Origin of the sequence: Streptoalloteichus tenebrarius (genome assembly GCF_024171885.1) — a bacterium.
Classification (GTDB): domain Bacteria; phylum Actinomycetota; class Actinomycetes; order Mycobacteriales; family Pseudonocardiaceae; genus Streptoalloteichus; species Streptoalloteichus tenebrarius.
Map to the genome: position 1 here is coordinate 65,457 of NZ_JAMTCP010000004.1, position 12,082 is coordinate 77,538.

A 12,082-nucleotide genomic window follows, 5' to 3' on the forward strand; every position below is an offset into this window, starting at 1 on the left:
CGGCGGCGAACCATCCGTCGACGTCGCTGGAAGCCGGCCGTTCCATGAGAGGTGTTCATGTAACGTCGCGGCGTGGGAGCTGGGGACATCACTGCTGGTGAGATGCGGGTGCTGGTCGCCGTGGCGCGCGAGGGGAGCTTCTCCGCCGCGGCCGCCTCGCTGGGGCTGACCCAGTCCGCCGTCTCGCACACGATGCGGGGGATCGAGCGCAAGCTGGGCGCCGTGCTCTTCCGGAGGGGACGGACGGGGGCGGAGCCGACGTCGGCCGGGAGCACCGCCGTGTCGCACGCCCGCCGGATCCTGCGCCTGCTGGAGACGATGAGGGCGGAGACACGGGCCGCCTCGGCGGGGGAGCTGAGCGCGACGGTGCGGCTGGCCGCGCTGCGCGGGGTCGCCTACCACCTGCTGCCCGGCGTGTTGTCCCGGTTCGGCCAGCGATGGCCCCGCGTCTCGGTCGAGGTGAGCGTGGTCCGCGAGGACGCCCCTGGCGTCGCCGGCGAGGTCCTGTCCGGTCGGGCCGACCTGGGCGTCGCGACGCTGTTCCCCGCGCAGGACGGCCTGGTCGCGCGGGAGTTGTTCGCCGACCCCTACGTCCTGGCCTACCCGGCGGGGCATCCCGACCCCCGGAGCCTGCCGATGATCCACTGGGAGGAGGCGACCTCGCCCGAGACGCGTCGCTGGTGCGCCGCCCAGAGCTGGCTGTCCGCCAGCGACCTGCGGGTGCAGGACGACACGGTCGTGCTGTCCATGATCGCGCACGGCATGGGCGCGGCGGTGGTGCCCCGGATGACGCTCGCCGGCGCGCCGCCCAACGTCGCGGTGCAGCCCCTGGAGGACCCGCCCGTGCGCCGGATCGGCTATGTCACGACCAGGGAGATGGGCCGGTCGCTGGTCCTCCGGGAGCTGGTCGCCGAACTCCGCGCGCAGTCGCGAGAGATCTCCGCTGGATCAGGGGACGCGGGCGGAGCGTGATCATCCACTGGGTGCGTCCGGGGCGGCGAGGGTGCGGAGTCGTGGCCTCGCCTGCTCCTTGACTCGCTGTGCGACGTGCGCGTGGATGATGGCAGTGGGAAGTGGGTGGGGCAGGGCCGCGCGTTCCTGGTCGGTGGGTCCGGACGAGGGGAGAGGCCATGACCGAGCGCAAACCGTCCGGAATGTCCTTCGAGTCCTGGGTCGAGAGGCAGATCCGGGAAGCCACCGAGCGTGGCGAGCTGGACAACCTCCCCGGCAGCGGCCGACCACTTCCTGACGCGAACCAGCCCTACGACGAATTGTGGTGGGTCAAGAAGAAGGTGCGGCAGGAGGGACTGCCCATCGACCCGCTCCTGCCCCTCCCGCTGAGGCTGCGGAAGGAGGTCGAGCGGCTTCCCGAGACCCTGCGCGACCTCTCCTCCGAGGAGGCCGTGCGTGACACGGTCCGTGACCTGAACGAACGCATCCTGGCCTGGCTCCGCTCGCCCACCGGCCCCCGGGTTCCCCTGGCTCCCGTGAACGTCGAGGCCGCCGTTCGCCAGTGGCACGACGACCGCGCCGCGAGGACTCCTCGACCCGAGGTCGAACCTGCGGTGGAGAGGCAACCGACAGACGAGGCGCCCCCGCCGCGTCGTCGCTCGTGGTGGCACCGGATCACGCGTCGGAACCGGAACGACGACTGAGCCCGCCCTCGTGGAGCGAGAAGCTCCTCACCGGTGCTGCGCCCAGGACCGCAGCGCGGCGTCGGTGGCGTCTCGTAGACGGTCGTGCAGGTGCTGGGGGTTGTCGAGGGGGACGTCGGGGTCGTCGAGCAGGGCCTGGACCGCGCCGATGACGGCCCCGACGAACGCCCCCACCAACGCGGACGCGCTGACCTGGTCCAGTTCGTCGGGGAACGCCGCGCGCAGGTGCCGTGCGATCTCCCGCTGCGCGTCCATCAGCAACTGGAGCGCACGTCCCCGCACGGCCGGCACGGTCCGGATCAGTCGGAGGCGCAGCGCGGCGTGCCGGCTGACGATCTCGTCGCTGTCCTGGCCGACCTCGCGCAGCGCGCGCCGCAGCAGATCCGAGGGCCGCTCGGCTGGGCCTCGGGCGGCGACCTCGCCTCGACCCTGTACGAGGCCAGCCGCGACCGGGTGGAGTTCACCTGCCACGACTGGATCACCGCGCTCGACCAGGCAGTTGCCGGTGTCGCCCGGTGTCGCGGTGGTCGAAGCCCGGGATCCGCGGGGCGCGGAAGAGGAAGGCGGCGATGGCCCCGTCGCGTGACGGGTGCAGGCACACCGCCCTGCCCGGCGCGTTGTGGATGACCACGTCCTGCTCGTCGGTGTGGTCGTCAACGGGCAGGGTGGCCACGGAGACCCCCTGGTGTCGGACGAAGTCCCGTCCGGCCCCGAAGGTCAGGGCGCGCACGGCGAGTGCAGTCCGTCGGCCCCGATGACCAGGTCGAAGCGGCGGGGCGCGGCTCGGTGAAAGGCGACGTTCACCCCGTCCTCGTCCGCCGCCTCCTGGGTGTCGCTGTTCGGGGAGGGCTCCTCGCTGGCCCTGGTCGTCCGAGGCCGTTGACCACCGCCGCCGACCGCGTTCGCCCGCCGCCCTGGCCATCCCTTCTCGTCGCGGGGACATTCCCAGGAACGAGAATCCAGGACCAGTGACAAGGGAAGGCGGCGCTCCGGGCCGGAGACGTCCGCTCTGTCTCGGTCATGCAGTTCGGGTTGCCTGGCGACTGACACCGCCTCATGACCAAAGCGGACACACGCACGGAATCCTGCTCGCTCCATGTGTTCGGCAGTGTCAGCGTGTGGTGGGAGCCAGGTCAGTCGACACCCCGTCGGTGAGAACGACGGACGGGGGCGTGTCGGCACCGGCGTCATGGTGAACGTCCTCGAAGAACGACTGACGAGGACCTGGGAACCTGCGTGCCTTGTCCCGTGTGGACCCCAGGGTCGTCAGTGTGGGCGGCCGGGGGGCGTTCCGCTGATCAGCTCGACCGTACTGACCGACCCGTTGAGCTGAATCACCCAAATGGCGATCTTGACGAGCGTGGCCTGTCGGATCCGTAGTTTTCTGTCGCTGATTCGGGTGATGAGCGCGTTCTGAGGGATTCGCCAGCGCACTCAATCGAGTGATCGTGGGGAGGGTGGGGCTGAACCTGAGCGACCCGCTCGGCGCACGAAGATCCACACTCGGCGCGAACGAGCGGGCTGGGGCGGGAGTCGGCCACCCGAGGCGGGTAGAAAGTCGTTGTCTGATGTAACGACGCGCTGCGCGAACGTTGCGTCGAACCGAGGGTTGCTGCCACCACCAGGCAGTGGTTGACGCGAAGCGGCCCCCTGAGGGATGGCAGGGTCGCGTCAGCGTCCCTCGCCGTCACCGTCCACCCACCTGTCCGCAGGTGTTCACACGAGGAACGAACCGTGAGCGTAGAGCGGCGCCAGTTCGGGTCGCAAAACCCTCGACGCGGCAAGGAGGAAAACCACGAACCGACGACGTATCCCGCGCTCTTCTGGCGCCTGGTGTCGAGCTGGCCCTTCACATTGCGCGCGGTCGTCCTCTGTGTCGTGCCCATGACACTCGTGCTCGGCACGGTCGTCGTGCTGGCCATCTTCGCCGGCGGCGTGCTGGTCAAGGCCGTCGTCCCTGTGATCGGCGGGGTCCTCGCCTCGACATGGCTGTGTGCCCACGCCAGGAGAAGGGCCGCTCGGTCGGAGCGATGCCAGCACGACGACGAGCCGGAGACGGGAAGCCAACAGTGACGCACTGACAGGTGAAGACCAGCGCTGGTGGGTCGTGGTTTCAGTGTTGACCAAAAAGAATCAGCTAATGATCCTGGCTACCGGACTTCACCCGCACACGTAGGACCGCGGCAGGTTCCCGATATGGACGCGAAGTTCACGCTGACAGCGTGACGAGGCAGGCAGCGGCCCTGGAGCAGGCAGTCGGCCACCAAGCTCACGGAGGGCAGATGTCGAGAAGCCATCTTCCCGTCTGAGTCGGCTGACCGCGAGGCGTACGTCGACGTTCGCGGGGCCTGGCGTCTCGGTGGTGTGGCCAACGTCGACCTGGCGGCGTGGGCCCCGTCACCCGAGGCCGGACCGACTGAGGGCACACCTTGCGATCGTGCGAGCCGTCGTGATCGATCCCCGGGGGGCCTTCCAGTTGGAGCAGCGGCCAGAGCCGGTCGCGGGACCGGGGGCCGTGGTGGTCCGGGTGCGGGGCGCTGGCCTCAACGCCGCTGACTTGCAGCAGGCACGGGGGGATTACCCGGCGCCACCGGGATGGCCGGCCGACGTGCCCGGTCTGGAGGTCGCTGGTGAGGTCGAGCAGGTCGGGCCCGGTGTCGTGGGGGTCGCGCCGGGGGACCGGGTGATGGCGTTGGTCGGCGGGGGCGGCCATGCCGAGCGGATCACGGTTCCGGCTGATCTCCTCCTCGCGGTGCCGGAGGGGCTGTCGTGGGAGGAGGCCGCCGGTTTCCCCGAGGCGTTCAGCACCGCCTGGGACGGCCTGGTCACCCAGGTCGGGGTCCGCGCTGGTGATCGGGTGTTGATCACCGGTGCGGCCGGCGGGGTGGGCACGGCCATGGTCCAGGTCGCCGCGGTGTCCGGGGCGCACGTGGTGGCCAGCGTGCGTCGGCCCGAACTCCACGACCTCGTGACGGGGCTGGTCCCGGACGGCCGGGTGGACGTCGTGACTCCCGACCAGGAAGCCGCGCACGCGCCGTACGACGTGATCGTGGAGCTGGTCGGCGGCGAGGACTGTCTGGAGCGGGTCGCCTTGCTGCGCAGCCGGGGCAAGGTCCTCGTTGTCGGGGTGCAGGCCGGCACCACGGCGCCGCTGCGGATGTTCGATCTCATGCTCGCCCGTGCCCAGGTGATCGGCACCACCATTCGTGGGCGCTCACACGCTGAGAAGGCGGTCCTCGCCGCCATCGTGCGGAGGTCTGTGGTGCCCCTGCTGGCGCAGGGGCGGTTGCGGGTGCCCGTCGACGCGGCGTTCCCGCTCGACCGGTTCGCCGAGGCCTATGCCCGTCTGGCCGGGCCGGGGAAGTTCGGCAAGGTCATCATGCTGCCCCGACTTTCGGGGCGGGCCCGAGATTGTGGGGCGCGATCGTGTCGTTGCCCGCAGGCGCGCGTTGAAGCGAGGACGACGACCTGTGCGTGGCATTCACCGGCCTCGACAGCTTCGTCAGCCGGGAGTCGGGTGGAACCACCCGTCGCTACCTGACCGACGCGTTAGGCAGCACGTTAGGTCTGTCGGACAACAGCGGCACGGTCGCGAACTACACCTACGAACCCTTCGGTCGCACCTACATCTCCGGCAACGACGCCGGCAACCCCTACCGCTACACCGGCCGCGAGGACGACGGCACCGGCCTGTACTTCTCCCGAGCCCGCTACTACAGCCCCGCTCTCCGACGGTTCCTCAGCGAGGACCCCATTGGCTTCGCGGGCGGAACCAACCTCCACGCCAACGTCGGCAACCAGCCCACTGCTCTCACGGACCCGATGAGCACCAAGCCCTCCAGCTCACGTGATCCGCAGAGCTGCTTCTCCAACAGCTTCACGCCCGACACTCAGGTCCGCATGGCGGATGGGACCAACAAGCGCATCAGCGAGGTCAAGCCAGGCGACCAGGTGTTGGCCACCGACCCGTTGAACGGACGCACCGCCACCCAACGCGTCCACAACCTCACCGTCGACGACCTCCACACCTTCTACGTCAGCACTAGCTCCGCGAGGGACTCCTCAGATGTCCTCACGCACAACAGCAATTCGAAGCAGGGAGCGTCCGGGTGTGGCCTTGGCGGATGGTACGGCTCGTTAGCCCCGGCTGGCCAAGGTTAAGAAATAAGCCATATTCCAGCCGAGGCTGTCAGTCCGCTCAGTTCCCACATGGGGCCCGCGATCAGGATGGATAAGTCGGACCACCGTGCGGTGAGTAGCACCGGAAGTAGCCAGGCTGCCAAGTCTTGGCGAGCGAGGCAAAAGAAGCTCGTTGATGACGGGCGCTTTGACGAGGCGATGCGGATGGATATTGACGATATTCGCGCCCGCTTCGGTGACAAATATGACGCGCACATCGAGGAAATGTTGGACGGTCTGAAGAGGAACAAGGAGTATCAGGAGCTCGCGAGGAGGGGCTTGGCGTAACTGTCTTCTCTGGGGAGAGGGGAGACGTCACGAAGAGGGATATGTCTCGCTGTCGGACTTGCTGCGGTAGGATCTGGTGGAGGCTCGCATAGGGCGGAGGAGAGATGGACATTCGCTTAAGTCCTCCGGTGGGGGTGTCTTCAGTAAGGCTGGGGATGAATCAGGCTGAGGCACGCCAAGCGATGAGGCACTGGGCGGAGCCGGAGGTCGTGGAAGGAGAGTTCCTGGGACTCCGCGCGAAGGCCAAAGATCTGGCCTTCGACATATTTGCCCTCTTTGAGGGGGGAGACTCGGTCAGCGCTATCGAAGTCTGGAGGCCGGAGAGCGAACAAGTTCGGGTCATTTTCGAAGGTATGGACGTGTTCGGCCTCCCGGCTTCCGATGTCCTACGAGCTCTGCGTGGGCGGGGGATCGTGGTGGACGAGAGCGATCCCTACTACCCGTGTTGTCCGGACCTCGCCCTGGGTTTCAATCGGGCGGGAGACTCGGGTGGAAGCACGCCCGAGGGACTGTCAGTGCTTTTCGAATCTGTTTTGGTCGCCGCTCCCGGGTACTATGCGACGTGAGCGCGTTCTTTCTGGAATTCATTTTCGATCTCGGGTTGCCCCACTTGGTCCTCCCTCGTCAAAACGGGCAACGCGTCACTGACTTCAAACCAGATGTCAGGGCACCCCGAGCTAGAAAGGTTCAGGTGGTCTGTAGATAGGGTGGCGACACATGGGGTCGAAGGCGGCACTTCTTGTGCTGGCGCGCACTAACCCGCAGACCGCGTTGGGGCAGGTACTCGTGGCGGGAGAAGCGGAGTCACAACTACTGGCCGAAAGTGTTCGCCGGAGTGGATCGTTGGAACCATTCGGGTCAGTGACGTTGGACGAGGCTATCTGGCCAGAGGAGGGCATAGTCTGTGCGGGTTGGTTCCCGGAACTTGACATCGTGACGTCTCGCGACCTCGCCCATGATTGCCCCAGTGACATTTCCGAGAAGATTCTACTTTCTTCTTCCGAAGATGTGCGTCGGGGTAATCTCTGGGGCGGATGCCCGGTCGCTGGCGTGGTGGGAAGGACAGCCTCGCCCCTGGCGTACATGGTTGCGACGAGGTTCGGTCTCGGGTGAGGCTCGCATGAGACGAAACTGACGATCTCCGTGGCCGCTGACACCGGCCCGCCCCACGATCTCACCATGTTCGCGCGGACGCTGCGCGGCGCGACCCCCGGGTCCGTTGGGCGTACACCGGCCACTACCAGGCATGTCTCTACGGCGGCGAGCCGTGGGACAGACCGAAGGCCACAATTCGGAGCGCCAGGTGGGGATTAGCTGGGGGAGTGAGCCATCGACGGCTTGCCTCGGTCACGTCTGACTGCGGATGGTGCCGCTTTCGACACATCTTGCGCGCACCGCACTAGTCGCCAGCTTCGGCCGTACGAGGTCCTGTGATCGCGGTCGTCTCGGTCGTGGCGGTTCGTCTTGACGTACGACCTGATCACTGGGCTGGTTTGGTCGGGATCAGGTGACTTGGTGCTACCCCCGGACTGGCCTGTACGCGTGTGGTTGAGGGCACGGGCGGCCGCAGCCGATCAAGTGGCTGAATCCCCCTTTTTGGGGGTTTGGCGGCCGTGTGATGGGGGTTGGGTGACTGGGCTTGCTGCCCGGGGGTAGGCAGCGAGGTGGATGGCTGGCGTCCGCCCGCGGCAAGGGTCCGCTTCCCTCGTGTTTCTGGTCGCGGGTCGGCATACCGCGATGCAGGTGTGTCCCTCGACGCAGCCGGCGCGACGTCCGGTGCCCGGCTGAAGCCGGGTTGGTCCTGGCGTGACCAGAGAGGGCGGAGGCGGGGGAGAACTCGCCGCGCGCCTCGGCACCGAGCGTCGCCGTCGCGGCTGATCGTGCCCAGGTGGAACAAGTCGCGTGGATTCCGGATATCCGCGCTGTCGTGAATGGGAGGGCGACGATGTCCTCACCGATTTCAGGGAGAACCGGACGACGACCTCATCGGATCGCGCGGGTGGTGGGAGTCTCGGCGTTGCTGGTCGGGGCGCTGCCCACCGCGGCATGGGCGCAGGATGCCGCGCCGACGGATGAGCCGCGCAGCCTGGACCGGGCATTCGCCAATGTCCAGAGCATTCCCTGTGACGGTGTCCAGTACGTGGTGCGTGAACCTGACGTGTCCCCCTACACCGAACTCGGGGGGACCCCGGTCATCATCGAGAAGGGCGACCAGATCCCGACCCAGCTCCAGGTCTCCAAGGGGGAGACCACGACGAACACGGTGACCGACACCCTCGGGGTCGACGTCCAACTGTCGGGCAAGCTCGTTCCCGCCAGCAACGTGTGGGAGATCGGTGGCCAGGTCAACTTCAGCTTCACCCACTCGGTGTCGATCGAGAAGACCACCACCTTCTCGCAGGACATCACCGCCACGATCAACCCCACCGGCAGGTCCCAGATCACCGCCAGTCCGGTCTTCTACAAGTTGCAGGCGTCCGGTTTCTATTGGCGGTCCGCCACGGAGAACGGGTGCCAACCGCAGGTCACCCTCAACCGGCTGACGATGAACACCGTCGCGGCGATGGGATGGCAGATCCTCTGTGACGATCTTGACGGCAGCGGCCCCCGACGCTGTGTGGCCGGCCGGGACGGCGACTACACGCCGCCCGGCGACGCGGCGCACTCGGATCCCCTGCTCCCCGACCTGTATCTGCCGAAGGATCCGACACCCCGAGTGCCCTACAAGTTCGTGGACGACTGCTGGGTCGATCCCTTCCTCCAGAAGGGAGCCAATCTGTGCCAGGCCGCGATCCCTTCGGTCTGCGAGTTCCACAGCTACGATCAGGGCGGCCCGACGTCGTGGGAGTACCAGGGGTTCGTGAAATGCCCCGAGACCCTGCCGTACCAGGACTGGATGTTGCTGACCATCATCCACGAGAAACCCTATCCGGAGGGCTACCTCACACCTTTCCCAGACGACATCTGGAACTGGAAGGTCGACTACGTCTCCAACTGCCGCAACGGAGACTGGTGCGAGGCCAACCAGCGCTCCTCGCGTGGCGGAGAAACCAACATCCTGGTCGCCCATATTCACGGCGGCGACGGCACCGGCTTCGGCAGTCGTGTTCTGCTGCTCCCCGTCAGAGGGGATCGCTCCTACTGGGACCAGATCTCGGGGGCGGCCTCCGACGCCATCACCTCCTCGACGGCGCGCGTGCCGGCCTCGCCGAAGCTTCCCACCCGCCAGCCCCACGAATCGTCAGATCCCCAACCCGTGAACGAAAGGTAGGACACCGATGAGAGCCACGGTCACCCTGTGCGCGGCGGCCATGCTGTTCCTCGCCGGCGGTCCAGCCGAGGCCGACCAGTCTCTTCCAGAGGACCCACCCGGCGCCGGCGACTGCTGGACGGCGCGTGTCCAGGCCCTTCCCCAATATCCGGTCGACCTGGGCATAGAACCGTTCGTGGAAGATGTGTTCCTTCGTTACGCCTTCATCACACCGGGCACCGACCAGTGCAGCATACGCGTCACGTTCCGCGCGGACGTTACGAGTGACGACGGTTGGGAAGGAGAGGCCGAGTTCTTCCTCGACTATCCGCAGAGCGGGACCATCGTCGACGTGTCATTCACTCTCCCCACCAACAACACGCAGGAGACGTACGTCATCCAGGATGTGTGGAACGTTGAGGCGACAGCGCGGCCTGGTCAGGGCGAGGTTGGGGAGTACGACCTCGACAAATGCTACAACCGGCAGGGCGGCCCGTGCACCGAGCCGATCTATATCGGCGAAAGTTGGTGACATCCACCTGTAGGCAGTGCTGAGAGCGGGTGTCGCGCGCTGACCTCCGACGGTTCGAGTTTGGGGCAGCAGCGGGTTCTTCTGCGCCAACAGCGGCATGTCGTCCGGCGGTGGGTCAGGCCACCAACAGGGCTGGCTTATGCGTCGTGGATGGCACACGAGTTGGACATCGCCGGGCAGCTATCGTCTTGGTCATGTCGAATTCCTTCACCCGGAACAACCTCCTGCTGTCGATGGTGTCGACCCTGGTTGGAGACGACGCCGACCTGGAACCAGCCAGGAAGGCGTTCGAGGAGACTCGGGGCGACTTCCGGGCGAGGTTCACGGCGGCGGTGGAGGCGCGAATGGCCCAACTGGTGGCCCCTGAGGTGTTCATCGAAGTGCCAGAGCATCCCGAACAGCTCAGCAAATCCGCTCTCGAAGAGTTGGTGCGGCCCGCCGCAGACGCTTCCTTGCGCTCCTACCCCACGAAAGGCGAGCTGCTGGACCAACTGGCCAGAATCCAACGACGCCAGCAAGAGCGTCCGGCGTGGATCCCCCGGATCGACCGGGACGACAACCCCGTATCGCCACCCCTCGACACCGGCCGGGAACCGGATCGGCCGCTGGTGGTCGCTGCCCTTGCCGAGGTCGGCGAGGTGACCGTCCAGCTTCCCACCGGGGAGCAGGACCGGCCGGAACTGGCGATACGCCCTGGCGGCATCGGGGAATGGGAGGCCGCGCTGCACACCATGCTCGGTCTTGTCGGAAGAGGCTCGCCAGCCTCGACCATCACGCTCGACGCGGCGGCCAACGAAGCGCTGGTGCCGGACGAGATGCGGTGGTGACCGTCCGAGTCGGCACAACAGTGCCAGCCGCACATGATCCGCAGGTCGCCAGCAGTTCACTGGCCACACCCAGCCTTATGTCGGATGGGCGACCTACCTGGCGCCGCGGCCGGTCCCCGACGAGGAGCCCTGTGCGATCAGGGCGGAACCGGTTACCGGGGAGAACCTGTACTGGGTCGGCGAGGATGCCACTGCGGTGTCCGATACCGCGGTGCTGGCACTACGCGACGCCCTCGCGGCCAGTGAAAGTCTCCACGTCACAGAAGGGTTCGACTGTCCGCAATCTTGATGACGGACAGCACCAGGTGCGGGTGAGCGGTAGCAGGTGTCGGAGAAGGGTCCGGCGATGTTCACGAACACCAGACGCGGCCTCGTGGCGCGCGCCAGGCCCGGCTCCGCGCCTCGTCGGCGTCGACGGCGCCCGTCCCGGCGCACTGGTGGAAGGTGATCCAGGACAAACCTTCTCGACACGCTCCGAGGAGGTACGGATGCTTGCCCGATGACATGGTGGCAGGGGTTGATCGTGCTCGGGGCGGGGATCTGGGCGGGCACGATCAACGCGGTGGTCGGCTCCGGCACGCTCGTGACCTTCCCCGTGCTGCTGGCGTTGGGCTTCTCCCCGGTCACGGCGACGACGTCGAACGCGGTCGGTCTCGCGCCGGGAACCATCAGCGCCGCCATCGGGTACCGACACGAGCTGAAGGGACAGCGCGCCCGGCTCGTGCGCTACGGGGTGGCGTCCGGGATCGGCGCGATCGGCGGCACGGTGCTCCTGCTCGCGCTACCGCACGACACGTTCAGGATGGTCGTGCCGGTGCTCGTGGGGCTGGCACTGGTGCTCGTGGTGATCCAGCCCCGGGTGTCGGCGTTCGTGACGCGGCGACGCGACCTGGAGCCGGACGTCGAGGGGCACGGCGGCCCGCTGCTGCTGTTCCTGCTCCTCCTCGTCGGCGTCTACGGTGGGTATTTCACCGCCGCACAGGGCATCATGATGATGGCCCTCATGGGCATGCTGCTCACCGACTCCATGCAGCGCCTCAACGGGATCAAGAACGTGCTCGCGGCCGTGGTGAACGTCGTCGCGGGCCTGGTGTACGCGGTCGTCGCGCCGGTGAGCTGGCCGGTGATCGCCCTGCTCGCCGTCGGGTCGACGCTCGGTGGGCTGCTGGGCGCGAAGATCGGCAGGCTCCTCAGCCCCGCCGTGCTGCGCGGGGTGATCGTGGTGATCGGCGTCGCCGCCATCGTCCAACTCCTCCTTCGGTAACTCCGCGCCGCGCAGGAACAGATCGGCTCGTCCCCGTGGGATCAGTGTCGCGGCAGCGGGGCCGCGGTCGGCGTGGAGGGCAGCAAG

General features: G+C 67.3%; 13 protein-coding genes. 11 read left to right on the forward strand and 2 right to left on the reverse strand.

All coding sequences use genetic code 11. The features are described 5' to 3' along the window. The first annotated feature begins 72 nt into the window (after nt 1-72). Both LX15_RS05540 and LX15_RS05545 read left to right on the forward strand, forming a co-directional pair. Complete coding sequence (locus LX15_RS05540; protein WP_253668395.1) at nt 73-972, forward strand: LysR family transcriptional regulator; 900 nt, start codon at nt 73-75, stop codon at nt 970-972. A 158-nt stretch (nt 973-1,130) separates the two neighbouring features. Next, the gene (locus tag LX15_RS05545) at nt 1,131-1,655 is read left to right on the forward strand and encodes a DnaJ family domain-containing protein (RefSeq protein ID WP_253668396.1); all 525 of its coding nucleotides are present in this window, start codon (nt 1,131-1,133) and stop codon (nt 1,653-1,655) included. A 27-nt stretch (nt 1,656-1,682) separates the two neighbouring features. Here the strand turns inward: LX15_RS05545 and LX15_RS05550 are convergent, their stop codons facing one another. Further along, on the reverse strand, nt 1,683-2,126 hold the full coding sequence (locus tag LX15_RS05550; protein WP_253668397.1) for an acyl-CoA-like ligand-binding transcription factor: 444 nt from the start codon (nt 2,124-2,126) through the stop codon (nt 1,683-1,685). Between the two features lie 7 nt (nt 2,127-2,133). After that, nucleotides 2,134-2,385 (reverse strand): hypothetical protein, encoded by a 252-nt coding sequence (locus LX15_RS05555; RefSeq protein ID WP_253668398.1) that lies wholly within the window; start codon nt 2,383-2,385, stop codon nt 2,134-2,136. A 1,148-nt stretch (nt 2,386-3,533) separates the two neighbouring features. Between LX15_RS05555 and LX15_RS05560 the strand changes: the two genes are divergently transcribed. The 9 genes from LX15_RS05560 (at nt 3,534) to LX15_RS05595 (ending at nt 11,995) form a co-directional block, all read left to right on the forward strand. After that, on the forward strand, nt 3,534-3,728 hold the full coding sequence (locus LX15_RS05560) for a hypothetical protein (RefSeq protein ID WP_253668399.1): 195 nt from the start codon (nt 3,534-3,536) through the stop codon (nt 3,726-3,728). Between the two features lie 364 nt (nt 3,729-4,092). Beyond that, nucleotides 4,093-5,196: an alcohol dehydrogenase catalytic domain-containing protein gene (locus LX15_RS05565; RefSeq protein WP_253668400.1), complete on the forward strand. Its 1,104-nt coding sequence runs from the start codon at nt 4,093-4,095 to the stop codon at nt 5,194-5,196. Continuing rightward, nucleotides 5,130-5,816: an RHS repeat-associated core domain-containing protein gene (locus tag LX15_RS05570; RefSeq protein WP_253668401.1), complete on the forward strand. Its 687-nt coding sequence runs from the start codon at nt 5,130-5,132 to the stop codon at nt 5,814-5,816. Before LX15_RS05565 ends, LX15_RS05570 begins: the two co-directional genes overlap by 67 nt. 410 nt (nt 5,817-6,226) lie before the next feature. Next, the gene (locus tag LX15_RS05575; RefSeq protein ID WP_253668402.1) at nt 6,227-6,688 is read left to right on the forward strand and encodes a hypothetical protein; all 462 of its coding nucleotides are present in this window, start codon (nt 6,227-6,229) and stop codon (nt 6,686-6,688) included. A gap of 151 nt (nt 6,689-6,839) precedes the next feature. Then, complete coding sequence (locus LX15_RS33460) at nt 6,840-7,235, forward strand: DUF6928 family protein (protein ID WP_372502340.1); 396 nt, start codon at nt 6,840-6,842, stop codon at nt 7,233-7,235. 775 nt (nt 7,236-8,010) lie between these two features. Next, nucleotides 8,011-9,393: a hypothetical protein gene (locus LX15_RS05580; RefSeq protein WP_253668403.1), complete on the forward strand. Its 1,383-nt coding sequence runs from the start codon at nt 8,011-8,013 to the stop codon at nt 9,391-9,393. A gap of 7 nt (nt 9,394-9,400) precedes the next feature. Further along, nucleotides 9,401-9,904, forward strand: a complete 504-nt coding sequence (locus tag LX15_RS05585; RefSeq protein ID WP_253668404.1) for a hypothetical protein — start codon at nt 9,401-9,403, stop codon at nt 9,902-9,904. Between the two features lie 194 nt (nt 9,905-10,098). Next, entirely contained in the window at nt 10,099-10,731 is a 633-nt protein-coding gene (locus tag LX15_RS05590) for a hypothetical protein (RefSeq protein ID WP_253668405.1), read from the forward strand. A 499-nt stretch (nt 10,732-11,230) separates the two neighbouring features. Further along, the gene (locus tag LX15_RS05595) at nt 11,231-11,995 is read left to right on the forward strand and encodes a sulfite exporter TauE/SafE family protein (RefSeq protein WP_253668406.1); all 765 of its coding nucleotides are present in this window, start codon (nt 11,231-11,233) and stop codon (nt 11,993-11,995) included. Nucleotides 11,996-12,082 lie beyond the last annotated feature (87 nt).

Bases quoted from the DNA above. Each gene is read 5' to 3' on its own strand.
- LX15_RS05545 (WP_253668396.1), top strand. From the start codon at position 1,131: ATGACCGAGCGCAAACCGTCCGGAATGTCCTTCGAGTCCTGGGTCGAG.
- LX15_RS05575 (WP_253668402.1), top strand. From the start codon at position 6,227: ATGGACATTCGCTTAAGTCCTCCGGTGGGGGTGTCTTCAGTAAGGCTG.
- LX15_RS33460 (WP_372502340.1), top strand. From the start codon at position 6,840: ATGGGGTCGAAGGCGGCACTTCTTGTGCTGGCGCGCACTAACCCGCAG.
- LX15_RS05585 (WP_253668404.1), top strand. From the start codon at position 9,401: ATGAGAGCCACGGTCACCCTGTGCGCGGCGGCCATGCTGTTCCTCGCC.
- LX15_RS05590 (WP_253668405.1), top strand. From the start codon at position 10,099: ATGTCGAATTCCTTCACCCGGAACAACCTCCTGCTGTCGATGGTGTCG.
- LX15_RS05595 (WP_253668406.1), top strand. From the start codon at position 11,231: ATGACATGGTGGCAGGGGTTGATCGTGCTCGGGGCGGGGATCTGGGCG.